This window comes from Photobacterium atrarenae (assembly GCF_024380015.1).
Classification (GTDB): Bacteria; Pseudomonadota; Gammaproteobacteria; order Enterobacterales; family Vibrionaceae; genus Photobacterium; species Photobacterium atrarenae.
The window spans coordinates 3,366,899-3,393,876 of record NZ_CP101508.1 but is presented as its reverse complement, the minus strand read 5'-3'; the positions used below and the strand labels follow the sequence as shown (position 1 = coordinate 3,393,876).

Annotated in this window: 20 protein-coding genes, 2 tRNA genes, 3 rRNA genes and 1 riboswitch; of the genes, 20 read left to right on the top strand and 5 right to left on the bottom strand. The window is 56.0% G+C overall.

Features of this window, described 5'->3' with window-relative positions; genetic code table 11:
* The first annotated feature begins 42 nt into the window (after positions 1 to 42).
* Positions 43 to 864: a shikimate dehydrogenase gene (gene aroE, locus NNL38_RS15795; RefSeq protein ID WP_255388948.1), complete on the top strand. Its 822-nt coding sequence runs from the start codon at positions 43 to 45 to the stop codon at positions 862 to 864.
* 2 nt (positions 865 to 866) lie between these two features.
* Entirely contained in the window at positions 867 to 1,130 is a 264-nt protein-coding gene (locus NNL38_RS15790; RefSeq protein ID WP_255388947.1) for a DUF1488 family protein, read from the top strand.
* 3 nt (positions 1,131 to 1,133) lie between these two features.
* Here NNL38_RS15790 and NNL38_RS15785 read toward each other — a convergent pair whose 3' ends face one another.
* Positions 1,134 to 1,673, bottom strand: a complete 540-nt coding sequence (locus NNL38_RS15785) for a gamma carbonic anhydrase family protein (RefSeq protein ID WP_255388946.1) — start codon at positions 1,671 to 1,673, stop codon at positions 1,134 to 1,136.
* A gap of 385 nt (positions 1,674 to 2,058) precedes the next feature.
* Here NNL38_RS15785 and NNL38_RS15780 point away from each other — a divergent pair.
* The 6 genes from NNL38_RS15780 (at position 2,059) to ltrA (ending at position 9,167) form a co-directional block, all read left to right on the top strand.
* Positions 2,059 to 3,610: ribosomal RNA gene (locus NNL38_RS15780) — 16S ribosomal RNA — on the top strand.
* Positions 3,611 to 3,928: 318 nt separating this feature from the next.
* Positions 3,929 to 6,813: ribosomal RNA gene (locus tag NNL38_RS15775) — 23S ribosomal RNA — on the top strand.
* 127 nt (positions 6,814 to 6,940) lie between these two features.
* Positions 6,941 to 7,056 (top strand): 5S ribosomal RNA (gene rrf, locus NNL38_RS15770).
* The 16S, 23S and 5S rRNA genes sit together here with 2 tRNA genes alongside, the layout of an rRNA operon.
* 56 nt (positions 7,057 to 7,112) lie before the next feature.
* A tRNA-Asp gene (locus NNL38_RS15765) sits at positions 7,113 to 7,189 on the top strand.
* Positions 7,190 to 7,197: 8 nt separating this feature from the next.
* A tRNA-Trp gene (locus tag NNL38_RS15760) sits at positions 7,198 to 7,274 on the top strand.
* A 600-nt stretch (positions 7,275 to 7,874) separates the two neighbouring features.
* Positions 7,875 to 9,167 carry a group II intron reverse transcriptase/maturase gene (gene ltrA, locus NNL38_RS15755; RefSeq protein ID WP_369414623.1) on the top strand — a complete coding sequence of 431 codons (1,293 nt, stop codon included), beginning with the start codon at positions 7,875 to 7,877 and terminating at the stop codon, positions 9,165 to 9,167.
* 265 nt (positions 9,168 to 9,432) lie between these two features.
* Here the strand turns inward: ltrA and crcB are convergent, their stop codons facing one another.
* Positions 9,433 to 9,816 (bottom strand): fluoride efflux transporter CrcB, encoded by a 384-nt coding sequence (gene crcB / locus NNL38_RS15750; protein ID WP_255388945.1) that lies wholly within the window; start codon positions 9,814 to 9,816, stop codon positions 9,433 to 9,435.
* 163 nt (positions 9,817 to 9,979) lie between these two features.
* Here crcB and NNL38_RS15745 point away from each other — a divergent pair, with 163 nt between their 5' ends.
* The 7 genes from NNL38_RS15745 to thiH all read left to right on the top strand — a co-directional run bounded on the left by NNL38_RS15745 (position 9,980) and on the right by thiH (position 16,741).
* Positions 9,980 to 10,402, top strand: a complete 423-nt coding sequence (locus NNL38_RS15745) for a universal stress protein (protein ID WP_255388944.1) — start codon at positions 9,980 to 9,982, stop codon at positions 10,400 to 10,402.
* Between the two features lie 63 nt (positions 10,403 to 10,465).
* Positions 10,466 to 10,563: riboswitch (TPP riboswitch) on the top strand.
* A gap of 116 nt (positions 10,564 to 10,679) precedes the next feature.
* Positions 10,680 to 12,611: a phosphomethylpyrimidine synthase ThiC gene (gene thiC, locus NNL38_RS15740; protein ID WP_255388942.1), complete on the top strand. Its 1,932-nt coding sequence runs from the start codon at positions 10,680 to 10,682 to the stop codon at positions 12,609 to 12,611.
* Positions 12,611 to 13,873 (top strand): thiamine phosphate synthase, encoded by a 1,263-nt coding sequence (gene thiE / locus NNL38_RS15735; RefSeq protein WP_255388940.1) that lies wholly within the window; start codon positions 12,611 to 12,613, stop codon positions 13,871 to 13,873. The genes thiC and thiE overlap by 1 nt, the downstream gene beginning before the upstream one ends.
* Positions 13,863 to 14,633, top strand: coding sequence for a HesA/MoeB/ThiF family protein (locus NNL38_RS15730; RefSeq protein ID WP_255388938.1), 771 nt, complete (start codon positions 13,863 to 13,865; stop codon positions 14,631 to 14,633). Before thiE ends, NNL38_RS15730 begins: the two co-directional genes overlap by 11 nt.
* The gene (thiS, locus tag NNL38_RS15725; RefSeq protein ID WP_255388936.1) at positions 14,630 to 14,848 is read left to right on the top strand and encodes a sulfur carrier protein ThiS; all 219 of its coding nucleotides are present in this window, start codon (positions 14,630 to 14,632) and stop codon (positions 14,846 to 14,848) included. The genes NNL38_RS15730 and thiS overlap by 4 nt, the downstream gene beginning before the upstream one ends.
* Positions 14,849 to 15,619: a thiazole synthase gene (locus NNL38_RS15720; RefSeq protein WP_255388934.1), complete on the top strand. Its 771-nt coding sequence runs from the start codon at positions 14,849 to 14,851 to the stop codon at positions 15,617 to 15,619.
* Positions 15,620 to 15,628: 9 nt separating this feature from the next.
* Complete coding sequence (thiH, locus tag NNL38_RS15715) at positions 15,629 to 16,741, top strand: 2-iminoacetate synthase ThiH (RefSeq protein WP_255388932.1); 1,113 nt, start codon at positions 15,629 to 15,631, stop codon at positions 16,739 to 16,741.
* A 100-nt stretch (positions 16,742 to 16,841) separates the two neighbouring features.
* Here the strand turns inward: thiH and NNL38_RS15710 are convergent, their stop codons facing one another.
* Both NNL38_RS15710 and NNL38_RS15705 read right to left on the bottom strand, forming a co-directional pair.
* Positions 16,842 to 18,629 (bottom strand): aminopeptidase P family protein, encoded by a 1,788-nt coding sequence (locus tag NNL38_RS15710; RefSeq protein WP_255388930.1) that lies wholly within the window; start codon positions 18,627 to 18,629, stop codon positions 16,842 to 16,844.
* 99 nt (positions 18,630 to 18,728) lie between these two features.
* The gene (locus NNL38_RS15705) at positions 18,729 to 19,676 is read right to left on the bottom strand and encodes a LysR family transcriptional regulator (RefSeq protein WP_255388928.1); all 948 of its coding nucleotides are present in this window, start codon (positions 19,674 to 19,676) and stop codon (positions 18,729 to 18,731) included.
* A 114-nt stretch (positions 19,677 to 19,790) separates the two neighbouring features.
* Here NNL38_RS15705 and NNL38_RS15700 point away from each other — a divergent pair, with 114 nt between their 5' ends.
* Positions 19,791 to 20,993: a multidrug effflux MFS transporter gene (locus NNL38_RS15700; RefSeq protein WP_255388926.1), complete on the top strand. Its 1,203-nt coding sequence runs from the start codon at positions 19,791 to 19,793 to the stop codon at positions 20,991 to 20,993.
* A 153-nt stretch (positions 20,994 to 21,146) separates the two neighbouring features.
* Here NNL38_RS15700 and NNL38_RS15695 read toward each other — a convergent pair whose 3' ends face one another.
* Positions 21,147 to 22,052, bottom strand: coding sequence for a DMT family transporter (locus NNL38_RS15695; protein WP_255388924.1), 906 nt, complete (start codon positions 22,050 to 22,052; stop codon positions 21,147 to 21,149).
* A gap of 282 nt (positions 22,053 to 22,334) precedes the next feature.
* On the opposite strand from NNL38_RS15695, the gene rmuC reads away from it, so the two are divergent.
* The 4 genes from rmuC to ubiB all read left to right on the top strand — a co-directional run bounded on the left by rmuC (position 22,335) and on the right by ubiB (position 26,966).
* Positions 22,335 to 23,885, top strand: a complete 1,551-nt coding sequence (gene rmuC / locus NNL38_RS15690) for a DNA recombination protein RmuC (protein WP_255388922.1) — start codon at positions 22,335 to 22,337, stop codon at positions 23,883 to 23,885.
* 72 nt (positions 23,886 to 23,957) lie between these two features.
* Entirely contained in the window at positions 23,958 to 24,713 is a 756-nt protein-coding gene (gene ubiE / locus NNL38_RS15685; protein ID WP_255388920.1) for a bifunctional demethylmenaquinone methyltransferase/2-methoxy-6-polyprenyl-1,4-benzoquinol methylase UbiE, read from the top strand.
* 7 nt (positions 24,714 to 24,720) lie between these two features.
* Complete coding sequence (locus NNL38_RS15680; protein WP_255388918.1) at positions 24,721 to 25,332, top strand: ubiquinone biosynthesis accessory factor UbiJ; 612 nt, start codon at positions 24,721 to 24,723, stop codon at positions 25,330 to 25,332.
* A complete protein-coding gene (gene ubiB, locus NNL38_RS15675; RefSeq protein ID WP_255390668.1) occupies positions 25,332 to 26,966 on the top strand; it encodes a ubiquinone biosynthesis regulatory protein kinase UbiB in 1,635 nt (544 codons plus the stop codon). Before NNL38_RS15680 ends, ubiB begins: the two co-directional genes overlap by 1 nt.
* The last annotated feature ends 12 nt before the right edge of the window (positions 26,967 to 26,978 follow it).

Sequence of the window (26,978 nt, the reverse complement as noted above, 5' to 3'; positions counted from 1 at the left end):
TCGAAATATCGACCCTTTCTCTTATATATGGAACCCCGCTACATGGATCAATACGTAGTATTTGGCAACCCGATTGCGCAGAGTAAATCGCCACTGATACACACCTTGTTTGCCCGTCAGACCAGCCAGTCGATGCACTATGCAGCACAACTGGTGCCGCTGGGGGAATTCCGGGTGGCTGCGGATGCTTTTTTTGCCGACGGCGGACGGGGCTGTAATGTGACGGTGCCCTTTAAAGAGGATGCGTATCAATATGCCGATCAGCTGACCGAGCGCGCCAAACTAGCGGGGGCGGTCAATACCTTGAAGAAACTCGATGACGGGCTCGTGCTTGGCGATAATACCGATGGTGAAGGACTGGTGCAGGATCTGCTGCAACACCAGGTCACCCTGGCGGATCAGCGAATTCTGCTGATTGGGGCCGGGGGCGCTGCGCGGGGAGTGATCCTGCCGTTACTGGCGCAGCAGCCGTCATCCATCACCATCACTAACCGAACGCTTGCCAAAGCAGAGGCGTTGGTCGATGCCTTTGCGGCGCATGGCCCGGTCAACGCCGTCGCCCTCGATGAACTGGCGGGGGGACAATATGATGTGATCATCAATTCTACTTCTGCCAGCTTGAGCGGTCAGTTGCCTGGGATCCCGGAAAGCCTGATCCAGCCGTCTAAGGTGTGCTATGACATGGTCTACGGGAGTGGACCCACGACATTTAACCAATGGGCGCAACAGTTGGGTGCAAAAGTCGTGTTGGACGGACTGGGGATGCTGGTGGGACAGGCGGCAGAAAGCTTTATGTTATGGCGCGGCCTTCGTCCGGGCGCGAAGCAAGTCCAGCGGGAGCTGCGTCGTTTAATGCAGGAATAACCATGAACCAAGATATATTATTTGCCGACATTCAGCACTGGGACAATGCCAAGCAAGCGGTAAGTTTTCCGGCGCAGCAGGCCGGCGCCTTAATTACATGCTGGGTCAGTCGGGCCTGGTTAGAGCAACGAGCTGCCCAACCACTCCATCAAGAGGCGGATATTCTGGCGGCGTTTGCTGCCAGCCGCTTCGACCTGGAAGAACTGGCAGAGGACTTGATTGAAGATGAAGCGTTTAACGCTGAAGGGGCCATTGAGATTGGCTGAGGATCAGTCCTCAGCCAGATAGTCGTTTTTCAATCTGACATAGTTATCTGCAGAGACGGGAAGAAATGCCCGTTCCTGCTCGGTCAGTGGCCGCGCTTGCTTTGCCGGGCTGCCGATATAGAGATAGCCGCTTTCCAGTCGTTTTCCCGGCGGCACCAGACACCCTGCCCCGATAATCACGTCATCTTCAATCACAGCACCATCAAGAAGAATCGCGCCCATCCCGACCAAGACTCTGTCACCCACCTGGCAGCCATGTAGCATGGCTTTGTGGCCAATTGTCACATCTTGACCAATAATTAGTGGGTGGCCATTCGGGGTCTCCGGACTTTTTCGGGTGACATGCAGCACACTGCCGTCCTGAACATTGGTGCGAGCACCGATGGAAATACGATTTACATCGCCGCGTGCGGCAACTAAGGGCCAGATGCTGGCATCTGTTGCGAGGTGAATGTCACCGACCAGCACGGCAGAGGGGTCGATATAGCAGGTTGGCGCGATGGTGGGAAAAGTACCTTTGTAGGAACGAAATGCAGTTTGCATGGAAAGAAAACCCCGAAATTGACAGTTTACTTAATCAGAATAGCCTCGCGATGATGTAATTAACATCGAAAAACGTAGGCTTTGAGTGATAATTGTACGCTCGAGCTGAAATTACAAAATTATTTCAACTTAGCCCTTGCGTATGTGATCGAACTCTCTATAATGCCACCTCATCGACACGGAGCACGGCGACAAACAAGCCGGTTGGCGAAGTAGAGATCTGCTCTTTAACAATTTGACCATGCAATCTGTGTGGGCACTCGTGAAATGATAGTCAAAAGATTTATCAGTGAACTGAGTGACCAAAACGACATAGCTTCGGCTATATCAGCACAGTCAATTTATCAGTAATCACTGAGCCGTTTCTTCGGAAACAACAAAACTTTAATTGAAGAGTTTGATCATGGCTCAGATTGAACGCTGGCGGCAGGCCTAACACATGCAAGTCGAGCGGCAGCGACTTAACTGAACCTTCGGGGAACGTTAAGGGCGGCGAGCGGCGGACGGGTGAGTAATGCCTGGGAATATGCCCTGATGTGGGGGATAACCATTGGAAACGATGGCTAATACCGCATAACGTCTTCGGACCAAAGAGGGGGACCTTCGGGCCTCTCGCGTCAGGATTAGCCCAGGTGAGATTAGCTGGTTGGTGAGGTAACGGCTCACCAAGGCGACGATCTCTAGCTGGTCTGAGAGGATGATCAGCCACACTGGAACTGAGACACGGTCCAGACTCCTACGGGAGGCAGCAGTGGGGAATATTGCACAATGGGGGAAACCCTGATGCAGCCATGCCGCGTGTGTGAAGAAGGCCTTCGGGTTGTAAAGCACTTTCAGTCGTGAGGAAGGCGGCCAGGTTAATAGCCTGGTTGTTTGACGTTAGCGACAGAAGAAGCACCGGCTAACTCCGTGCCAGCAGCCGCGGTAATACGGAGGGTGCGAGCGTTAATCGGAATTACTGGGCGTAAAGCGCATGCAGGCGGCTTGTTAAGCCAGATGTGAAAGCCCGGGGCTCAACCTCGGAATCGCATTTGGAACTGGCAGGCTAGAGTCTTGTAGAGGGGGGTAGAATTTCAGGTGTAGCGGTGAAATGCGTAGAGATCTGAAGGAATACCGGTGGCGAAGGCGGCCCCCTGGACAAAGACTGACGCTCAGATGCGAAAGCGTGGGGAGCAAACAGGATTAGATACCCTGGTAGTCCACGCCGTAAACGATGTCTACTTGGAGGCTGGGGTCTTGAATTCTGGCTTTCGGAGCTAACGCGTTAAGTAGACCGCCTGGGGAGTACGGTCGCAAGATTAAAACTCAAATGAATTGACGGGGGCCCGCACAAGCGGTGGAGCATGTGGTTTAATTCGATGCAACGCGAAGAACCTTACCTACTCTTGACATCCAGAGAACTTAGCAGAGATGCTTTGGTGCCTTCGGGAACTCTGAGACAGGTGCTGCATGGCTGTCGTCAGCTCGTGTTGTGAAATGTTGGGTTAAGTCCCGCAACGAGCGCAACCCTTATCCTTGTTTGCCAGCACTTCGGGTGGGAACTCCAGGGAGACTGCCGGTGATAAACCGGAGGAAGGTGGGGACGACGTCAAGTCATCATGGCCCTTACGAGTAGGGCTACACACGTGCTACAATGGCGCATACAGAGGGCTGCGAGCTAGCGATAGTGAGCGAATCCCAAAAAGTGCGTCGTAGTCCGGATTGGAGTCTGCAACTCGACTCCATGAAGTCGGAATCGCTAGTAATCGTGGATCAGAATGCCACGGTGAATACGTTCCCGGGCCTTGTACACACCGCCCGTCACACCATGGGAGTGGGCTGCACCAGAAGTAGATAGCTTAACCTTCGGGAGGGCGTTTACCACGGTGTGGTTCATGACTGGGGTGAAGTCGTAACAAGGTAGCCCTAGGGGAACCTGGGGCTGGATCACCTCCTTAACGATATGACGCATTGTTTGATGCAGTGTCCACACAGATTGCTTGGTGAAATGGTTTTAGAACTCGCGAAAGCGCTAATCAATAACGCCAGTTATTGATTAACGCTTTGTGCGTTATGCTCTTTAACAATCTGGAAAGCTGACTAGTAAATTGAATGTTTGACATTCAATACTAAAGTTTCATCGAAAGATGGAACGAGTTCTCAAGCAACACACATTCAAGTGTCTTGTGTAAGAAGAGTCCGGCAAAACAAACTAATCCGTCAAGTCATTGATGGAAACCTTGGTTGTTTGCGATACAGACCCCTTGGGGTTGTATGGTTAAGTGACTAAGCGTACACGGTGGATGCCTGGGCAGTCAGAGGCGATGAAGGACGTACTAACTTGCGATAAGCGTAGATGAGGCAGTAAGAGCCACTTGAGTCTACGATTTCCGAATGGGGAAACCCAGCTGCAGCAGCAGTTATCAATACGTGAATTCATAGCGTATTGAGGCGAACCGGGGGAACTGAAACATCTAAGTACCCCGAGGAAGAGAAATCAACCGAGATTCCGGCAGTAGCGGCGAGCGAAACCGGATTAGCCCTTAAGCTTTTTATGCGTCAGGTGAAGGCTCTGGAAAGTGCCGCGAGACAGGGTGATAGCCCCGTAGCCGACAACGCATTTAAGGTGAAAACGAGTAGGACGGGACACGTGTTATCTTGTCTGAAGATGGGGGGACCATCCTCCAAGGCTAAATACTCCTGACTGACCGATAGTGAACCAGTACCGTGAGGGAAAGGCGAAAAGAACCCCTGTGAGGGGAGTGAAACAGAACCTGAAACCGTGTACGTACAAGCAGTAGGAGCACCCTCGGGTGTGACTGCGTACCTTTTGTATAATGGGTCAGCGACTTAATTTCAGTAGCAAGGTTAACCGTATAGGGGAGCCGTAGGGAAACCGAGTCTTAACTGGGCGTGCAGTTGCTGGGATTAGACCCGAAACCAGGTGATCTAGCCATGGGCAGGTTGAAGGTGCGGTAACACGCACTGGAGGACCGAACCGACTAATGTTGAAAAATTAGCGGATGACTTGTGGCTAGGGGTGAAAGGCCAATCAAACCTGGAGATAGCTGGTTCTCCCCGAAAGCTATTTAGGTAGCGCCTCGGACGAATACTACTGGGGGTAGAGCACTGTTAAGGCTAGGGGGTCATCCCGACTTACCAACCCTTTGCAAACTCCGAATACCAGTAAGTACTATCCGGGAGACACACGGCGGGTGCTAACGTCCGTCGTGGAGAGGGAAACAACCCAGACCGCCAGCTAAGGTCCCAAAGTTATCGCTAAGTGGGAAACGATGTGGGAAGGCTCAGACAGCCAGGATGTTGGCTTAGAAGCAGCCATCATTTAAAGAAAGCGTAATAGCTCACTGGTCGAGTCGGCCTGCGCGGAAGATTTAACGGGGCTAAGCGATACACCGAAGCTGCGGCAATGCATTTTATGTATTGGGTAGGGGAGCGTTCTGTAAGCCGTTGAAGGTGTGCTGTAAGGCATGCTGGAGGTATCAGAAGTGCGAATGCTGACATGAGTAACGATAAAGGGGGTGAAAAACCTCCTCGCCGGAAGACCAAGGGTTCCTGTCCAACGTTAATCGGGGCAGGGTGAGTCGACCCCTAAGGCGAGGCCGAAAGGCGTAGTCGATGGGAAACGGGTTAATATTCCCGTACTTCTTGCTATTGCGATGGGGGGACGGAGAAGGCTAGGTGGGCCTGGCGACGGTTGTCCAGGTTCAAGGGTGTAGGCTGTAATCTTAGGCAAATCCGGGATTACAAGGCTGAGACCTGATGTCGAGGCACCACGGTGCTGAAGTCATTGATGCCATGCTTCCGGGAAAAGCCTCTAAGCTTCAGATAGCAAGGAATCGTACCCCAAACCGACACAGGTGGTCGGGTAGAGAATACCAAGGCGCTTGAGAGAACTCGGGTGAAGGAACTAGGCAAAATGGTACCGTAACTTCGGGAGAAGGTACGCTGCCGGCGGTAAAGAGACTTGCTCTTGGCGCTGCTGGCAGTCGCAGATACCAGGTGGCTGCAACTGTTTATTAAAAACACAGCACTGTGCAAAATCGAAAGATGACGTATACGGTGTGACGCCTGCCCGGTGCCGGAAGGTTAATTGATGGGGTTATCTTCGGAGAAGCTCTTGATCGAAGCCCCGGTAAACGGCGGCCGTAACTATAACGGTCCTAAGGTAGCGAAATTCCTTGTCGGGTAAGTTCCGACCTGCACGAATGGCGTAATGATGGCCACGCTGTCTCCACCCGAGACTCAGTGAAATTGAAATCGCAGTGAAGATGCTGTGTACCCGCGGCTAGACGGAAAGACCCCGTGAACCTTTACTACAGCTTGGCACTGAACATTGACCCTACATGTGTAGGATAGGTGGGAGGCTTCGAAGCAGGTACGCCAGTATCTGTGGAGCCGTCCTTGAAATACCACCCTTGTAGTGTTGATGTTCTAACGTCGGCCCCTTATCGGGGTTGCGGACAGTGCCTGGTGGGTAGTTTGACTGGGGCGGTCTCCTCCCAAAGCGTAACGGAGGAGCACGAAGGTGGGCTAATCACGGTCGGACATCGTGAGGTTAGTGCAATGGCATAAGCCCGCTTGACTGCGAGAATGACGGTTCGAGCAGGTGCGAAAGCAGGTCATAGTGATCCGGTGGTTCTGAATGGAAGGGCCATCGCTCAACGGATAAAAGGTACTCCGGGGATAACAGGCTGATACCGCCCAAGAGTTCATATCGACGGCGGTGTTTGGCACCTCGATGTCGGCTCATCACATCCTGGGGCTGAAGTCGGTCCCAAGGGTATGGCTGTTCGCCATTTAAAGTGGTACGCGAGCTGGGTTTAGAACGTCGTGAGACAGTTCGGTCCCTATCTGCCGTGGGCGTTGGATGATTGAGAGGGGCTGCTCCTAGTACGAGAGGACCGGAGTGGACGAACCGCTGGTGTTCGGGTTGTGTCGCCAGACGCATTGCCCGGTAGCTAAGTTCGGAATCGATAACCGCTGAAAGCATCTAAGCGGGAAGCGAGCCTCAAGATGAGTCATCCCCAAGGCTTTAAGCCTTCTGAAGGGTTGTCGTAGACTACGACGTTGATAGGCAGGGTGTGTAAGCGCTGTGAGGCGTTGAGCTAACCTGTACTAATTGCCCGTGCGGCTTAACCATACAACACCCAAGGGGTTTTGTTTACGAAGTACGGACTCCGCAAGCACTTGAATGACGTGTTTGGGAACACTGGTCAGATTTTCCGAGATTGTATCTTTCGCCGAAGGCGCAAGATAAACAGAATTTGCTTGGCGACCATAGCGTTATGGACCCACCTGATCCCATGCCGAACTCAGCAGTGAAACGTAACAGCGCCGATGGTAGTGTGGGGCCTCCCCATGTGAGAGTAGGACATCGCCAGGCTTTGAACATTAACTTGATTGAAGCCATCACAGTAAGACTTCGATTAAGTGCCGTGTGGAGCGGTAGTTCAGTTGGTTAGAATACCGGCCTGTCACGCCGGGGGTCGCGGGTTCGAGTCCCGTCCGCTCCGCCACTCTTTCTAGGGGTGTAGCTCCAATTGGCAGAGCAGCGGATTCCAAATCCGCGTGTTGGGGGTTCGAATCCCTCCACCCCTGCCATCTTCAAAGCCTCAGTCGAAAGACTGGGGCTTTTTTGTTGTGCGCCGAGCATGGCGTTGTTCTAGGAGGTGAAAGTCCTCTACGGGCTCAGTCGAGCGAGAACCGTTAGCCTATGCAAGGGTGCCCACCGTGAGGTGGGATCTGAAGGAAGCAAACGGCAAAACTTGGGTGTGACGAACAGAAACCTGATAGTAGGCCAGTACAACTTGGGTAACCTAGCAATATATAGAACAGCCCAATGCCTCGACGGGAAGTGTGTACGGGTAAATCAGGCACAGCCAAGGGAAAGAACAACGTCTTACCTCGGGAGATCTTACGACCTGTCTCGGATGAGACTAATACAACAGTGATGTTGTGTGACGGGTAATAAGAAGTCAGCAGAAGGCATAGTACCTTGGGGAAGTACAACCCAAGGGAAGGCCGGAACTGAATATATCAAGAAGCAGTCACTAGACACTCAATCATGTGGGGTCATAGCAAGATGAACAACATCTCTACGTACTACTGGGCAACACCGCAAGTGACGCTCATGGCCACGAAGAATGACAAGCATGATCGGCGTAGACAGGAGGACGAGTCTTGGTGACCTCAACTCAGTTGATGGAGCGGATCTGCTCCTCAACAAATCTGAACCAAGCCCTGAGAAGAGTGAAGAAGAACAAGGGATGTGCTGGGGTTGATAAACTCGACATAACAGCGACTATCTCGATGCTTCGGCAGTCTTCTAATGGGCAAGCGCTCCGCCAGAGCCTTCTGGACGGGAGCTACCAACCCCAACCCGTTCTGGGTGTAGAAATTCCCAAACCTAGCGGGGGAGTGAGGCAGCTAGGTATCCCAACTGTACTTGATAGGGTAGTCCAACAGGCCATTACCTCAGTACTGACAGATATCTACGAACCTCAGTTTTCAAGCAACAGTTATGGGTTCAGGCCTAACCGCAGTGCCCACCATGCATTGGTGGCAGCAAGCCACTACATCAGGGAGGGGCGGGGTTATGTAGTCGACATAGACCTGGCGAAATACTTCGATACTGTGAACCACGATAGACTGATGCACAGGCTATCGGAGGACATCACAGATAAACGGGTCCTGAAGCTGGTCAGGTCATACCTACAGGCAGGCATAATGCGAAACGGGTTAGTTGAGCAGAGGCAACGAGGGACGCCACAGGGTGGACCATTATCTCCGCTGCTATCAAATATCGTATTAGATGAGTTGGATAAAGAGCTTGAGCGAAGAGGGCATAAGTTCTGCCGATATGCAGACGACTGCCAAATCTACGTGCACAGTGAGGAAGCCGCCAATCGAGTAAAAGCCTCAATCACGGAGTTCTTGGAGCAGAAACTGAAACTCAGGGTTAACCGTGAGAAAAGTGCGGCAACGAGAGTGACAGAGCGGACTTACCTAGGCCATCGCTTTCAACGAGATGGAAGCATCCATATCTCGAAGACAGCACAAACTCAGATGAAGAAGCGAGTGCGTCAAATAACGAAGCGGAATCGAGGGCGAGAGTTGAAGACAGTCCTAGTCGAACTCACTCAATACCTAAGAGGTTGGCAACACTATTTCAAGCTTGCCATACGGAAAAGCGCGATGCAGCGCTTGGATGAATGGATAAGGCGGTGCTTACGGTGCTATCGCCTCAAGCAGCGCAAGCGCAGATACAGCATAGCGACATGGTTACGCCAAGAGGGTGTAAGCGAACGCAATGCGTGGAAGCTGGCGATGTCAGATAAAGGGTGGTGGCACTTGGCTTTATCGCCCCAGCTCAATCAGGCCATGCCAATGAAATGGTTCAAGGATATGGGTCTGTACTCGTTGCGAGATGGGTACGAGTCACTGAAAATATATTCGGAACCGCCGTATGCGACCCACGCTTGTACGGTGGTGTGAGAGGACGGAGGCCGTGAGGCCTCCTCCTACTCGATTGCCCAGCGAAGCTGGCAAACCTGTCAGGCTGAAAGAAGCCTGAATCGCCCCGACTGATACCAATCGCAGTAAATAACTGGTCATCCTAGCTTGTTCAAATGCTCGATAACTGCGTTAGAAGTTTTGATTGTAGAATAACTACTGATCAAAAAATCCTGCCTTGTTCTCAAACGTTTTTCCTGCACTATGTCTGCTCACTGATTTACTTTGATTGGTATTAGAATGGTCTTTAGCTTTTCACCAGGAGTTGATAGCCAATAAAGCAGGCCGTCAGACTGAGGGCGACATTGAGAAGCATATTGAGTCCGGCTTTTAAAAACGCGCCTTGTTGCATCAGGATGACATTATCCATGGAGAAGGTTGAGAAGGTGGTCAGGGCGCCGAGGAAGCCGAGGCCGATCATCGGACGGGCGGGGATGGCTGTGATCATGCCCTGGTTGATCGCCGACATCAGCATGCCCATGAGGAATGAACCGACCACATTGACCACCAGGGTGCCATAAGGAAAACCTCGGCCAAACCAGCTGACGCATAGCTCAGAGATCAGGTACCGCGAACAGGCACCGAATGCTCCGCCTAACGCAATTAGCCCAAGAAAGAGAAATTGGCTCATTTACACTACTTTAGATTGTGAGAACGTTGCCATACTAATACCACGATCTTGCTACGTTGATCATCTTTGCCCGGCAGTATTGATGCAATCATTGATTGAGCGACGGCATGATCATTGGTTTTAAGCACGTCACCCGCTGCGCTTATCTATGGGGAGGAAGTGTATGGCCTTGTATCAAATCGTGTTGCTGGCAGTCAACCCGGATAATCTGGATGCACATCAGCTGATGGTGAAGGCGGCTGTTATTGCTGAGCAAAATCATGCTGAACTACACGTCGCGTTTGTGGAGCCAGGGCTGGGGAATGTCAGCTTTCTCGATGCGGAGTTGGGGTTGGAAGAGGCGCACTTGGATACCCAGGCGACGCGGATTCTACAATTGTCAGCCTTGTCCCGGCGCTCCCCTTATAAAGTCCGCGCTATGCATATTGCCGATGGTGACGTTGCCAAGCACTTGCTGGTTCTGGTCAAACAGGTTCGGGCGAATCTGGTGGTGTTGGGGGTGCATAAGAGCGGTGTTCAGTGGTTTGGCGACCTCAGCCAGGTATTGTCGCAGCAAGGCGGCTGTGATGTGCTCATGTGCCATTGAACAAAGAAGTCAGAAAGCGGTATTGGATGGTTGCTGATCGTTCAGGACTTCCATATACTCGAGAGTAACTTGTCGGAGTGCCAATTGGCTGAGACCGCATTGCGGGATCCGTAGAACCTGATCAGGCTAATACCTGCGAAGGGAACAAGAGAAAATCTTCTGTATTGCTGCATCCGCAGCTGCTGTTCCAGATGATGTTACACACCCTACGTGTAGCCTCTTGTTGACGCACCCACCGATAAGCAAATTCCCTTTTATACAGAACAAGGAAATTGCTATGTCGAATCGCAAACAAGCGAGACTGGAAGCGAAACAATTCATTGATTCACTCACTACCCAACCGTACCCGAATTCTCAAAAGGTCTATATCACCGGCAGTCGTGACGACATCCGTGTCCCGATGCGGGAAATCACTCTGGCGGATAGTCTGGTTGGCGGTACCAAAGATGCGCCGGTTTTTGAGCCCAATGAGCCGGTACGTGTTTACGATACTTCCGGTCTGTATACCGATCCTGAACATGAAATCGATATCTATGCGGGCCTGCCACGGCTGCGGGAGCAGTGGATTGCTGAGCGCGAAGATACCATCGAGCTGGATGAACTGAGCTCGGCTTATTCCAAAGAGCGTCTGGCTGACGATACGCTGGATGATTTGCGCTTTGGCGAGCGGGCCCGGATCCGCCGTGCGAAAGACGGGGCGAATGTCACTCAGCTTCACTACGCGCGTCAGGGGATCATAACCCCGGAAATGGAATATATCGCGATCCGTGAAAATATGGGTCGCGCCAAGTACCGCGATGCGTTGCTAACCCAGCAACATCCGGGGCAAAACTTCGGGGCCAATCTGCCGGAAGAAATTACGCCGGAGTTTGTGCGTCAGGAAGTGGCAGAAGGTCGGGCGATTATTCCTGCCAACATTAACCACCCGGAATCGGAGCCGATGATCATCGGCCGTAACTTCCTGGTCAAGGTGAATGCCAATATCGGTAACTCCGCGGTCAGCTCATCCATCGAAGAAGAAGTCGAGAAGCTGGTGTGGTCCACCCGCTGGGGCGGCGATACCGTGATGGACCTGTCGACCGGCCGCAACATCCATGAAACCCGCGAGTGGATCATCCGCAACAGCCCGGTTCCGATTGGCACCGTGCCGATGTATCAGGCGCTGGAGAAGGTGAACGGCATCGCTGAGAATCTGACCTGGGAAGTGTTCCGCGACACCTTGCTGGAGCAGGCTGAGCAGGGAGTGGATTACTTCACCATTCACGCCGGGGTGCTGCTGCGCTACGTACCGATGACTGCCAAGCGGGTGACCGGGATTGTTTCGCGGGGCGGCTCAATCATGGCCAAGTGGTGCCTGGCCCACCACAAAGAAAGTTTCCTCTATGAACACTTCCGTGAGATTTGTGAAATTTGTGCCCAGTACGATATTTCGCTCTCCTTGGGGGATGGCTTGCGTCCGGGCTCGGTCGCCGATGCCAACGATGAAGCTCAGTTCAGCGAGCTGCGCACCTTGGGTGAACTGACCAAAATTGCCTGGGAATATGATGTTCAGGTGATGATTGAAGGTCCGGGACATGTGCCGATGCACATGATCAAAGAGAACATGGAAGAGCAGCTCAGGCACTGCCATGAAGCGCCGTTCTACACCCTGGGCCCGCTGACAACTGATATTGCCCCGGGCTATGACCACATTACCTCGGGCATTGGCGCGGCGATGATTGGCTGGTACGGCTGTGCCATGCTGTGTTACGTGACCCCGAAAGAGCACCTGGGCCTGCCGAACAAAGACGATGTGAAGGTCGGGCTGATCACCTATAAGCTGTGCGCCCATGCAGCCGACTTGGCCAAAGGTCATCCGGGAGCTCAGGTCCGGGACAACGCGTTGTCGAAAGCCCGGTTTGAATTCCGCTGGGAAGATCAGTTCAACCTAGCACTGGATCCGGAAACTGCCCGGGCTTACCACGATGAAACTCTGCCGCAGGAGTCCGGTAAGGTCGCACATTTCTGCTCGATGTGTGGCCCGAAATTCTGCTCGATGAAAATTTCCCAGGAAGTGCGGGACTACGCCAAGGCGCTCCCTGAAGGGGCGGATGCGCAGGCAGTCGAAATCAAGTTACTTGATGATCCGCTCGAAGGCATGCAGCAAAAAGCCGACGAATTCCGGGCTCGCGGCAGCGAGCTTTACCACCCGGTTCAAGAGGAAAGCTAATGGGCATGATCACGGTACCGGAATCCCTGGCGCCGTTGCGCCGTTATTTAGGGTCTCTGTTTGCCTCAGCACAACGTTATCAGCTGGGCCAGCCAGTTGAGATGGTCTGGACAGCTGAATCTGTGGTAACGATTGAAGTCGATGGTCGCGCTGTTCATCTGGCATTTCAGTTTGAAGCCAGGGAGGTGTTGGACTACCGGGTGAGAGATCAATGGCAGCCGCCGTATCCATCACTCGGTGAGATGCAACAGCAGGTTGCGCAGGATCCGTCTCTGGTGGTGTGTGGTTTACCGACCGAACAGGGTTGCGTGGATCTCTGGCATCACCAGGGTGAAGCGCGCGCAGTGTACTGCCGTCAGGCTGGATCAGCTGAGCCGCAACGCGCCATGTTGCTGGCCGCTCTGGCCCTGGATTATCCGTTGGAAGATGCAGTCACCTTAGCCCGGGCCTATGCCCGGTGCTATCTCCATGATAAGGATGAAGGGTGTGTGGACAGCTGGCCGCTCGAGCGGGCGCTGTTCCCACGGCCGCTGACGGCCAATCATCCCGATGCTGAGGCGCTGGGTTGGGCGAGCAAGGAAGTGGCGGTGGCGCCGTTTGCCAAAGCCGATCCGGCCCAGATGGCGCTCTACCCGGTGGTCGACTCGGCTGCCTGGGTGGCACGACTGCTCGATATGGGCGTCACCCTGACTCAGCTGCGGATCAAAGACCCGGCAGAGCCGACGCTGGATCTGCAGATCCGCCAGGTGGTAGCTGCCGGCACAGAGGCCGGGGCGCAGGTCTATATCAATGACTACTGGCAGCAGGCGATTGCAAACCAGGCTTACGGGGTGCATTTGGGCCAGGAAGATCTGGAAACCGCCGATCTGGTCGCGATCCAGCAAGCCGGATTGCGGCTGGGCCTGTCGACCCATGGTTATTATGAGATCCTGCGGGCAGCTGAGTTTCGCCCCAGCTATATTGCCCTGGGCCATATCTATCCGACCACCACCAAGCAAATGCCGTCCAAGCCGCAGGGACTCAGCCGGCTGGCGCTGTATCAGCGCCTGATCGGTCAGGATTTCCCGACCGTGGCGATCGGCGGGATTGATTTACCCCGTGCCGATGCCGTCTGGCAGACTGGGGTGAGTAGTGTGGCGGTGGTCCGGGCGATCACCCAGGCCGATGATCCGCAGGCTGCGGTGGATGACTTTTACCGTCGCCTGGTGCGCCCGGAGTCGCAGCGCCCGGTCCCGAAAAAGGAGCTTGCCTATGCTGAGTGATCAGGCCTTTATCCGCTATAACCGACAGATCATGTTGCCGGAAATCGGTGAAGCCGGGCAGGCACAGCTTGCGCAGGCGCAGGTTTTGCTGGTTGGTGCCGGCGGATTGGGATCGGCGGCCGCGTTGTATCTGGCTTCAGCCGGCATTGGTCATTTGGTCATTGCCGATGATGATCAGGTCGACAGCTCCAACCTCCAGCGTCAGGTGATCTATCGCGAAGCGGATCAGGGACAGAGCAAGGCGCATGCCGCCGCGTCCCAGACCCGGGCGCTCAATCCGATGATCCGGGTCCGCCCGGTCGAGGCCCGGCTGGCGGCGCAGCAGCTGGCGCTGGAAGTGTCATTGGCCGATGTGGTGCTCGATTGCTCTGATAACCTGGAAACCCGCCATGCGGTCAATCAGGCCTGCTTTTCGGCAGGTAAGCCGTTGATTGCCGGAGCGGCGATCCGCTGGCAGGGCCAGCTGATGGCCTTTGACTTTCGCGCCGGGCAAGGGCCGTGCTATCACTGCCTGTTCCCCTGGCAGCCGGATGCGCCGCAGGAGCCGCAAAACTGCAGCACCAGCGGGATTGCAGGCCCGGTGGTCGGTAGCATCGGGACCCTGCAGGCGCTGGAGACGCTCAAATTGCTGACTGGTGCCGGTGACATTGGCTTTGCGACCCTCAAGCAGTTCGACGGCCTGAACATGACGTGGCAATCCTTTCGTGTCGCGCGCGATCACAGGTGCCCGGTTTGCGGCACAGGAGAGAATAACGAATGACAACGACAACTGCGATTCAAATCCGAGTCAATGATAAGCCGGTTGAGATCTCAACTGGCGATACCTTGTTAGTGCTGCTCACCCGGCTGGAGATGCCGTTAGAGGCAACTGCGGTGGCACTGAATGATGACATTGTTCCTCGCAGTACCTGGGATGCCACGGCGCTCAGTGCCGGGGATCGTATCGCCCTGTTTCAAGCCATCGCAGGAGGCTAAATGCTCAAGATTGCTGATAAGACGTTTTCATCCCGGCTCTTTACCGGGACCGGTAAATATGCCAACCGGATCGTGATGGCCGAATCGTTGATTGCCTCGGGCTCCGAGCTGGTCACCATGGCGCTGAAACGGGTCGATATTGATAACCGCGACGATGATATTCTGGCACCGATCCAGGCGGCCGGGCTGAGCCTGTTGCCCAATACCTCCGGCGCCAAAAATGCCAAAGAAGCAGTTTTTGCGGCCCAGCTGGCGCGCGAAGCACTGGGGACCAACTGGCTCAAGCTGGAAATTCACCCGGATCCGAAATACCTGATGCCGGATCCGATCGAAACCCTGGGCGCGGCAGAAGCGCTGGTCAAAGAAGGCTTCATCGTACTGCCCTACTGCCATGCCGACCCGGTCTTGTGTAAGCGGCTGGAAGAAGTTGGCTGTGCAGCGGTGATGCCGCTGGGGGCGCCGATTGGCTCGAATAAGGGGCTGGCCTCGCGCGATTTCCTTGAAATTATCATCGATCAGGCCCGGGTCCCGGTGGTGGTGGATGCCGGGATTGGCGCGCCGTCTCATGCCGCCGAAGCTATGGAGCTGGGCGCCGATGCCGTGCTGGTCAATACCGCGATTGCGGCGGCGGCCGATCCGATCGCGATGGGCAGGGCGTTTAAGCTGGCGGTGGAAAGCGGCCGGATGGCTTATGAGGCCGGGTTGGCCGGCACTGTGAATCAGGCAATTGCGTCCAGCCCGCTGACGGCCTTTTTGGATCACACCGGCTAAGGAGGTCGCATGAGTTATGTGGATGTCTGGCGGCAACTGGATTGGGATGATATCCGGATGTCGATCTACAGCAAAGCGCCTGCCGATGTTGAGCGGGCGCTGCGCAAGCCCAAGCGGGATCTGGAAGACTTCAAGGCATTGATCTCGCCGGCGGCCGAGCCGTACCTGGAGCAGATGGCGCAGCTCTCTGCGGCGCTGACCCGCAAGCGGTTCGGCCATACAATCTCGTTTTACGTTCCCTTGTATCTGTCGAACCTGTGTGCCAACGCCTGTACCTACTGCGGGTTTTCGATGGAGAACCGGATCAAGCGCCGGACCCTGGAGATGGCTGAAATCGAGCGCGAGTGTGCGGCGATCAAGGCGATGCACTTTGACAGCATTTTGCTGGTCACCGGGGAGCACGAGCGCAAGGTCGGGATGGCTTACTTCCGTGAAGCACTGCCGCGGATCAAATCCCACTTCAGTTATCTGGCGATGGAAGTCCAGCCGCTGGATCAGCACGACTATGCCGAGCTGAAAACCCTGGGTCTGGATGCGGTGATGGTATACCAGGAAACCTACAGCGCGCCGACGTATGCCGAGCACCATTTGCGCGGCAATAAAACCGACTTTGAGTACCGGCTGGACACCCCGGATCGCCTGGCCCGGGCCGGGATTGATAAAATCGGGATTGGCGCGTTGATCGGTCTGGAAGAGTGGCGCACCGACTGCTTTTTTGCCGCCAGCCATCTCGACTATTTGGAGCGGACTTACTGGCAAACCCGGTATTCGATCTCGTTTCCGCGCTTAAGGCCTTGTGAAGGTGGCCTGCAGCCGAAGTCGGTGATGAGTGATCGCCAGCTGGTGCAGCTGATCTGTGCCTACCGGTTGCTGAACCCGGAAGTGGAGCTCTCGCTCTCGACCCGGGAGTCGCCGCAGTTTCGCGACAATGTGCTGCCGCTCGGGGTCACCAGCATGTCGGCAGGTTCGAAAACCCAGCCGGGCGGTTATGCGGATAACGAGCCGGAGCTGGAGCAATTTTCGATTCATGATGATCGCCCGGTGGCGGCGGTGGCTAAGTCCGTCAAGCGCCATGGTTTCGAAGTGGTGTGGAAAGACTGGCACCCGGCCTATTCCGGTTAACGGGTCGCTTTCCAAGCGTTCAAGTGTCAGAAAGTTAAACAAAATTAAAAACGCCCGCAGTTGCGGGCGTTTTATTTCAGAGCTGGTTTGTAGTGAGAGCTCAGCGGCTCAGTGGTGCCGTTGCCTGTTGCAACCAGGTCAGGTCATCGCCACTCAGTGACGGACTGATCACCTCAAATACTGTCTGGTGATAGGTGTTCAGCCAGGCCAGTTCGGTCTCTGTCAGCAGGGACAGATTAACCAGGCGGCGGTCAATCGGCGCGCGGGTCAGGGACTCGAAGCCCAGCATGGTCATGTCGCCGGCGGTTTCGACCTCGACAACCAGCTCCAGGTTTTCAATTCGGATCCCGAACGCATCGGCGCGGTAGTAGCCCGGCTCGTTCGACAGCACCATCCCCGGCAGCAGGGCGGTCGGGTTGTAGACTTTGGCGATCCGCTGTGGCCCTTCATGGACATTGAGGAAGTGGCCGACGCCGTGGCCGGTGCCGTGGTCATAATCAAAACCGTGTGCCCACAGATGCTGACGGGCCAGGGCATCAAGCTGAGAGCCGGTCGTCCCTTTTGGGAACCGGGCCGTCGCCAGCGCAATGTGACCTTTCAGCACCAGGGTGAAGGTTTGTTTGACTTCATCGCCCGGTTCGCCGATCGCCACCGTTCGGGTGATATCGGTGGTGCCGTCCGGGTACTGGCCGCCGGAGTCCACCAGGTAGACGTTGTCCATTTCCAGCACGCTCGGCGCCGGTTGGTTCTTGTGGTTGTAGTGACACATTGCTGCGTTGCCGCCGGCCGCCGAGATGGTGTCAAAGCTGACATCGGTACAGCTGCTGTCTTCACAGCGGAAGGCCCACAGCTGATCGGCCAGGGTGCCTTCATCGAGTAGGTTGCCTTGGGCGACCTGACGATCGACCCAAGCCAGGAACTTACTGATCGCGACGCCATCACGGATGTGGCTGGCCTTCATCCCGGCAATCTCGGTCGGATTCTTGGCCGCTTTCGGCAGCATGCATGGATCCTGGGCAGCAATTAGTTTGGCCTTGGCGTCGGTCAGGATCTGTGATGCCCAGGCATTGCTGGTGGCCGGATCGACCAGCACGGATTTGCCGCCGAGGGCTTTGAGACCGGCTTCCAGTGATGCCGGCGCAGCAATGCGCACCCCGTCACCGACATGGGCGTTGAACGCTTCCGGCAGACGGGCCGGGTCGATGTAGAAATCGACGCTGCAGTCTTGGTGCAGAATCGCGGTGGAGAGCAGGACCGGCAGGCACGGAATGTCACTGCCGCGGATATTGAGCAGCCAGGCGATGCTGTCGACCTGGGTCAGCAGGACGGCATCGGCTTTCTGTGATTTCAGCACGTCGGCAATTTGTGTCCGTTTGTCGGTGCTGCTGACGCCGACAAAGTCCAGGCTCATCAGCTTGGCATCGGACAGGGTCGGTGCCGGACGATCATGCCACAGGCCGTCGATTGGGTTGGCATCGACGGTGACCAGTTCCAAATCACCGGCTACTGCCGCTTCGGTGCGTGCCAGCCAGGCACTGCTGTGCAGTTTCGGATCGATTGCCACCTTGCTGCCGGCGGCCAGGTTGGCCTGGGCCCACTGCATCGGCGGCTCGTCAATCAGGTGACGATATTCAAAGACTTCGCCCGGGACCTGCTTGCGCACTTGGACCACGTAGCGGCCATCGACAAATATCGCTGCCTTGTCGCGGGTGATAATTGCCATCCCGGCCGAGCCGGTGAAGCCGGTGGCCCAGTGCAGGCGATCATTGTGGGCGGGAATATATTCGCCCAGGTACTCGTCCTCGTGCGGGATCAGCAAGGCATCGAGCTGGTTTCGCGTCAACCATGCCCGTAGCTGCTCAACACGCTGTGAAATAACAGTTTGCATGCTTCATCATTCCTTAAAGTCGTTCGCCGTCCTGGCGTGACGGCTCAGGCCGTTCGGGCCGGATCTCTTTACGGTAGCGCGTTTACTGGTCCGCTGCAATTAACCGACTGGTAAATCACGACAGCGTCCGATGATTATCTCGCGAAGCCAGGTGTGACCAGGATCTTTCTCTTGATGTTGATGCCAAAACAGGGTGTAGGCCATCGCCGGCAACTCAGTCGGCAGCGGCACCACGACCAAACCGAGCTGGTTGGCAATATAGTTGGCAAAGTGGCTCGGGGCGGTAAAGACAAAGTCGGTCTGGTGACACAGGCAGGCCGCGCTGTTGAAATCCGGCACATACATGGCGATGTCCCGGCTCAGGCCGCGCTCGGCCAGCTTGTAATCGAGCAGCCAGCGGTCGTCGCCGATGCAGCGTACCTGGATATGGCGCTGGGCCAGGTAGCTGGCTTCATCCCAGGTCTGGCTCAGAATTGGGTGCTCTGGTCGGACAATACAGCACTGGCGGTCGCGGCACAGCTCCTGGAACACAATGCCTTTGGGCGGCATCAGGGTCAGCATGGCATCGGCCGGGTTGAGATCTTTGCCGGTAATGCCGAAGTCAATCTCGCCTGATTGCAGTTTTTCGAAGGTGTTGGGCTCCCAGGCCTGGGTATCGATGGTCAGGTTGGGTCCTTCAGAGAAAATATCGCCGAGGAACTGGGGCAGAAACAGCGGATAGGCGCTCTCGACCAGCGCCATCTTGAAGTGGCGGTTGCTGGTGTGGGGGGTAAAGACAGGCGGCGCGGTGAGTTGTTCGATCTCACGCAGCAGGTGATCCAGCATCGGCTGTAAGGCTTTGGCCCGCGGCGTCGGGCGCAGGCCGTGCGCGTTGCGGGTAAACAGGGGATCGTTGAACTGCTCGCGCAGCCGCATCAGGCTTTTGCTGACGGCGGACTGGCTTAGATGCAGCCGTTTGGCGGCGTGGGTGACGTTACACTCTTCCAGCAGGACATGCAGGCATACCAGCAGGTTGAGATCGATGCGGGCGAGTTTTTCAAAAGACACAAGGCACCTCGGGTGATGATATTCCCCATTGGAAATTCTGATTTGAATATAAACCATTTCTGTTCATATCACGAAGGCCTTAGACTGCCGCCATCATCTTTAAGGAAATGTATCATGACCTCTGCTTCTTCACAGTCTGGAACCCGGCTCGTCGCCCTGATGGTGATTCTGGTTCTGTTCAGCCCGTTGGCGATCGATATTTACCTACCGGCACTCCCGGCGATGGCCGAGACGTTTACTGTCGATCCGGCGCGGGTCCAGGATACCGTGACCTGGTTTATGTTCAGCCTGGGTCTGGGTCAGCTGTTGGCCGGTCCTTTGGCCGATCGTTTTGGCCGCCGCCCGATTGCGCTCGGCGGGATCGCCATTTACGGTTTGAGTGCTGCGCTGGCGTATGTCGCCCACACTTTGGATCTGCTGCTGGTGGCGCGCCTGTTGCAGGGTTTCGGCGCCTGTGCCACCTCGGTGGCGGCGTTTGCCGCGGTACGAGACAGCTTCGGCCCGGAGAAAAGCGGCCGGATGATCAGCTATCTCAACGGCGCGATTTGTTTTATTCCGGCACTGGCTCCGTTGCTGGGCACCTGGCTGACCCATGAGTTCGGCTGGCGCAGTAACTTCAGTTTTATGGCTGGATTTGCGGTCGTCGCTGGCACCTTCATTCTGCTGCAGTTTCGCGAAACCCGTCCGGCGGAGACCGATGTCTCGGGCGCGATGCTGAGCTGGTCCCGTTACCGCTCGGTGCTGCGCGAGCCGACGTTCCTGTATCATAGCACCATGTGCATGCTGGCGATGGCCGTAATTCTGGCCTATGTTACCTCGGCACCGGTCTGGCTGATGACCGAGCTGGGCGAGGATATGGGGCAATTTACCCTGTGGTTTGGGGTCAATGCGGCACTGAATATCTTAGCCTGCATGGTGGCGCCGAAATATATTGACCGCTTTGGCTCGCGCCGGACGCTGGCGACCGGGTTGATCATGCTGGTGACTTCCGGGGTGGCGATGCTGATGCTCAGTCATCTGCGTGAAGCCTGGGCGTTCATGGTGCCGGTGTTCATGTCCTCCTTTGGCTTTGCCTTCGTTCTCGGTTCGGCTGCCGGCAAAGCCCTGGCCCCGTTTGGTGATCGCGCCGGTACTGCGGCGGCGTTGCTGGGTCTGTTCCAGATGAGCGGCGCCGGTGCCATGGTGAGCCTGACCCAGCGGCTGGACTTGCTGCCGCCGGATCTGATGGTGCTGCATATGTGGCTGCTGGCCCCGGGGCTGCTGATCCTGTGGTCGCGTCTCGGGCGGCGCTGGCATGCGGTTGCGGCTAACAGTTAAGGCCGCGTGGCAGAAGTGTGAACTCAAGTAATTTGAATTTTACCGAATAATAAGACGTCTTTACCCTTTGAAGGCGCAGGGTCTCGACAACCCAATCTCGCTTGCCTGCCACTTTGTGGCAGGCTTTTTTTTCTTGAGCAGACGGGATCAGTGTTAACAGGAGGAGTCCGCCGCCTGGCGCGATTTACCTTTCCATTGCTGGATCAGCAGGCCACAGATGATCATCACCAGGCCGATGAGGGTCGACGGATGGATTGCTTCGCCGATAATGGTCGCCAGCAGCAGTAGCGAGATAAAGGGGGCGATAAAAATCAGGTTACTGATCCGCGCCGTGTTCTCGGTCAGCTTCAGCGCATTGATCCACAGCACGAAGGTGATCCCCATTTCAAACAGGCCGACATAACTGACCGCTGCCCAGCCCTGCCAGGGAGCACTGGGCCAACCGGAGATGGTAAGACTGGCACCAACGGAAATCGGTAGCGAGATCAGAAAGCCGAGCAGCACACTGATCACCGGATCAGCCTGGTTGCGGGTATTGAGGATCCAGTACAGCGCCCACAGCAGGGTCGAGAACAGCGCTAGCGCCACGCCGAGCGGGCTGTCAAAATCCAGCGCCAGCAGATCCCCCTGGGTGGCGATCACCACCACGCCAAAGTAGCCGAATCCGCAGGCAATCCAGTCCTGACGGCGGATCGTCTGGCCGAGGAACACTGCGGCCATCAGGGTTAAGGTGATCGCCCAGCTGTAGTTGAGCGGCTGGGCCAATGACGCAGGCAGCAGGTCATAGGCCTGAAACAGGATCAGGTAATAAGCCAGCGGATTGATCAACCCCAGCAGCAGATAATAGCCGGGGCGGGAGCGAAACGTGCGCCCGAGCTGGTGGAGCTTGCCCTGATACAGCGCGATGGCAGTCAGCGCCAGCACGGAGACGGCACTGGCAGCGGCCAGCATCTGCAGCGGGGTGAAATAGCTCAGGGTGATCTTAAAGGCAGTGGCGACGGTCGACCACAGCAGCACTGCCGTTAGTCCGTAGCTCAGCGCGAGGCGTTCGTTCTTCATACTTCCTTGTCCATCAGCTGCCGGTTCGGGGAATGCAGACGGCAGCACGGTGATTTGTCGTACCAAAGCGCCAGTGTATGCGATAGCCGTCCGGGCGAAAAGGCTTTGCTGTACCCGGGTGACGGGCACGTCGATGATGTCACACAAGGGCGCGCCCAGAATGCCTGTGGGGCAACATGGCTGGACATTTATCCAGTATCCACTTAGCCTGTAACCCTTGAAATCAAAAGGGCGCGGCGAGTAAGCGCCGCGCTGATGTTGCGTCATAAAGGTTGGGGATTAATGTTAACTGAGTGGCTTACTGGGACCGAGCTGGCTGTGGTCGCGGCCCTGACGGGGGCGACGGTCGCCAGCGTGATCACGGGATTGTGGATGAAGGGACGTGCACAGCAGCAGATCGCGCTGTGCCGGCAGCAGGCTGAGGCCGAAGAGCGCCTGGCACAGAGCCGGGAAGCATACCTCAATGCCCAGCTGGCCGAGCGGAACCAGGATCTTGATGAGCTGGACGTCGAGCGGGATCGCCTGACCTCCGAGCTGCGTCAGATGCACGCCCGGCTGGCCGCGGCACTGGAGAAAATGCGCCATTTTGAGGCGGTGAAAAACGAAAAACAGTATCTGACCGAGCAGCTGGAAAATGCCCGGATGGCCAATGCCGGCCTGGAAGCGGACTTGCGCGAGCAGGAAGCCCGCCATTTTGAAGAGCAGAAAGCGGCCGATGAGAAAATTGCCCTGCTGGAGAATGCCGAAGAGCGGTTGCGGGTGCAGTTTGAAAGCCTGGCCAATCGGCTGTTCGAGCAAAAGAGCCGCAGCGTTGATGAGCAGAACCAGCTCAGTCTGGCGACCTTGCTCGGCCCGTTGCGTGAGCAGTTGGAAGGGTTCAAGAAACAGGTCAATGATAATTTCAGCCAGGAAGCGCGCGAGCGACATACCCTGGTCCATGAAATTAACAATCTCAAGCAGCTCAATGAGCAAATGGCACGCGAAGCCGTCAACCTAACCCAGGCCCTGAAAGGGGACAACAAGGCCCAGGGCAACTGGGGCGAAGTGGTGCTGGCGCGGGTGCTGACCGAATCGGGATTGCGGGAAGGGCACGAGTACCAGACCCAGATCAGCCTGGAAAATGAAGAGGGCAAGCGCTATCAGCCGGATGTGGTGGTGCATCTGCCGCAGGATAAAGACGTGGTGATCGACGCCAAGATGTCGCTGATTGCCTATGAGCGCTTTTTCAATGCCGACACCCTGGCCGAGCAGGAGCTGGCGATGAGCGAGCATATTGCCTCGATCCGCAGCCATATCCGTGGCCTGAGCCGGAAGGATTACCATCAGCTGCACGGCATTCGCAGTCTCGATTATGTACTGATGTTCATTCCGGTCGAGCCGGCATTCCAGGCGGCGGTGGAGGCCGACCCGGCGCTGATCCGCGATGCGATGGAGCAGAATATCATGCTGGTGAGCCCGACCACCCTGCTGGTGGCGCTGCGCACCATCAATAACCTGTGGCGTAATGAGCGCCAGAACCAGAATGCCAAGCAGATCGCCGAACGGGCCGGCAAGTTGTACGACAAGCTGCGGTTGTTTGTTAACGATATGGAAGCGGTCGGCGCGTCGCTGGACAAGGCCAGCCAGAGCTACCTGGGCGCGATGAACAAGCTGGTGCATGGCCGGGGCAATGTGATCCGCCAGGCCGAGAGCTTCAAGCATCTGGGCGTTGAGGTGAAGCGGGATATCAGCCCGGCACTGGCCGAGCAATCCATGCAGGCGCAGGCGGGGGATCCTGCATCGCCACCGTCGGGGCGGATCGCGGCCACATCGGCAGTAAATGATTTGTCTTAGTGCTTTGAGCAAATCGCAGCCATCAAGTACACTAAGCCGATCAATACAGAGAGTTAGCATGACGGAAATAGCATGACGGACACTACACGAGATACAACCCATTTTGGCTATCGCACCGTGGCCAAGGATGAAAAGGCGGAGCTGGTTGCAGAAGTATTCCACTCGGTTGCGACCAAGTACGACATCATGAATGACCTGATGTCGATGGGCATCCATCGGGTATGGAAGCGGTTTACGATTGACTGTAGTGGTGTGCGTCGTGGTCATCGTGTCCTGGATCTGGGCGGTGGTACCGGTGATCTGACGGCCAAGTTCTCGCGGATGGTTGGCGAGGAAGGGCAGGTGATCCTGGCCGATATCAATAACTCGATGCTCAAGGTCGGCCGCAGCAAGCTGCGGGACAATGGCATTGTCGGCAACGTCGGCTATGTCCAGGCCAATGCCGAGGAGCTGCCGTTCCCGGATGACTACTTTGACTGTATTACCATCAGTTTCTGCCTGCGCAACGTGACCGAAAAAGACAAGGCTCTGCGCTCGATGTTCCGGGTGCTCAAGCCGGGCGGCCGCCTGCTGGTACTGGAATTCTCCAAGCCGGTGCTTGCGCCGTTGTCGAAGGTCTATGATGCCTACTCGTTCCACCTGCTGCCGAAAATGGGTGAGCTGATCGCCAATGATGGCGAGAGTTACCGCTACCTGGCCGAATCGATCCGCATGCACCCGGATCAGGAAACCCTGAAAGGGATGATGGACGAGGCCGGATTTGAGCAGACCAGCTACTACAACCTGACTGGCGGGATCGTTGCCCTGCACCGTGGCTACAAATTCTGAGGATATTATGCCCATCGATGCTTTTGTAACCGGCGCGATTGAAACCTCGCTCAACGCGCTGCTCAAAGAAGATGCCGAAAGCCAGCGCCGGTTGGCCCGGCTGCGCGGCAAAGTGATCAGCGTGCATCTGAATGAATTCAATAAGCAGCTGATTTTCATCTTCAGTCAGCAGATTGATGTGCTGGCCGCGTTTGAAGGCGAGGTCGACTGCCGGCTGGCGCTGAACCTCAGTGTCCTGCAGGAGTTGCGTCAGCAGGCCAACCTGACCCAGCTGATTAAGGCCGACAAGCTCTCGCTTGACGGTGATATTCAGTTGGCTCAGCAGTTTTCCTCTCTGCTCAGTGGCTTAAAGCCAGATATCGCCGAAATATTATCGCAATATACCGGTGATATTGTGGCCCACACTTTGGTCAGCGGGCTCAGAAACGGCGTCGAGACCATTCGTCGCAGCGCGGCGCGCCGTCAGCGGGATTTAGCCGAGGTCATCACGGAAGAGTGGCGGTTGGCACCGCAGGCGCTGGAAGTGGCCCATTTTGCCGATCAGGTTGATGATCTGCGCACCGACGTGGCCCGGCTGGAGTCGCGCATCAATCAGATTTTAGAGCGAGCGGCCGTATGATGACGTCGTCGGAACTCAAGCGCCTTTATCAGATCACCGCGGTCAAGCTGCGCTACGGGCTGGATGATTTTCTGCCGGACGACCCGCGGGTCAAGCTGCCGAAAATGATGCGTAAATCCCTGTTTTGGATGAAGAATGAATACGCCGATCAGCCGTTGGGGGTGCGACTGCGTCTTGCCCTGCAGGAGCTGGGACCAGTCTGGATCAAGTTCGGCCAGATGATGTCGACCCGGCGCGATCTGTTTCCGCCGCATATCGCTGATCAACTCGCGATGCTGCAGGATCAGGTGGCCCCGTTTGACGGCAAGCTGGCCAAGCAGCAGATGGAGCAGTCGCTGGGCGGGCCGCTGGAAACCTGGTTCGATAACTTTGATGAAACCCCGCTGGCCTCGGCCTCAATTGCCCAGGTGCATACCGCGACGTTGAGGTCAGAGGGCCGCGAGGTGGTGCTGAAAGTGATCCGCCCGGACATCCTGCCGGTGATCCAGGCCGACATCAAGCTGATGTACCGGATGGCCCGGATTGTCGCCCGGGCATGGCCCGAAGCGCGTCGGCTGCGCCCGGTCGAGGTGATCCGCGAGTACGAGCGCACCCTGCTCGATGAGCTGAACCTGATGCGCGAAGCGGCCAACGGGATCCAGCTACGGCGCAACTTTGAAGGCAGCGAGATGCTGTATGTGCCGGAAGTGTACTCAGATCTCAGCAGCGAGCGGCTGCTGGTGATGGAGCGAATTTATGGTATCCAGGTGTCGGATATCGATGCCCTGGTGGCCAACGGTACGGATCTGAAAGTGCTGTCGGAAAATGCGGTGACGGTTTTCTTCACTCAGGTGTTCCGCGACAGCTTTTTCCATGCCGACATGCATCCGGGCAATATTTTTGTCTCGCGTGAAAACCCGCATAACCCGCAGTGGATTGCACTCGATTGCGGCATTGTCGGTACGCTGAACCGCGAAGACAAGCGCTACCTGGCCGAGAACCTGCTGGCGTTTTTTAACCGCGATTACCGCAAGGTGGCGGAGCTGCATGTGGACTCGGGCTGGGTGCCGAAAGACACCAATATTGATGATTTTGAGTTCGCGATCCGCACGGTGTGCGAGCCGATTTTTGAAAAGCCGCTGGCGGAGATTTTGTTCGGCCATGTATTGCTGAACCTGTTTAATACCGCTCGCCGCTTCCATATGGAAGTGCAGCCGCAGCTGGTGTTGCTGCAGAAAACTCTGCTCTACGTCGAAGGTCTGGGACGTCAGCTGTATCCGCAGCTGGATCTGTGGGATACCGCCAAGCCGTTTCTGGAAGACTGGATGTCGCGGCAGGTCGGGCCGCAGGCGGTGATTGAAGGGGTCAAGACTCGGGCACCGTTCTGGGCGGAGAAATTACCGGAATTACCGGAATTACTTTACGATAGTTTGCGCCAGGGCAATGCGCTGAACCAGCGGATTGATACCCTGTACGACAATTTTATGGAAAACAGGCGTCATCAGGGCCAGGCAAGATTCTATTTTGGCATTGGTGCAACCCTGGTGGTATGTTCTGCCATACTTTTCAGTAATCAGATTGAAACTTATCCGGCGCTTTCAGCCGTAACAGGGGTCACGTTTTGGTTACTTGGATGGCGTGCTTGCCGCAAATAGCGGTTAAAGTAG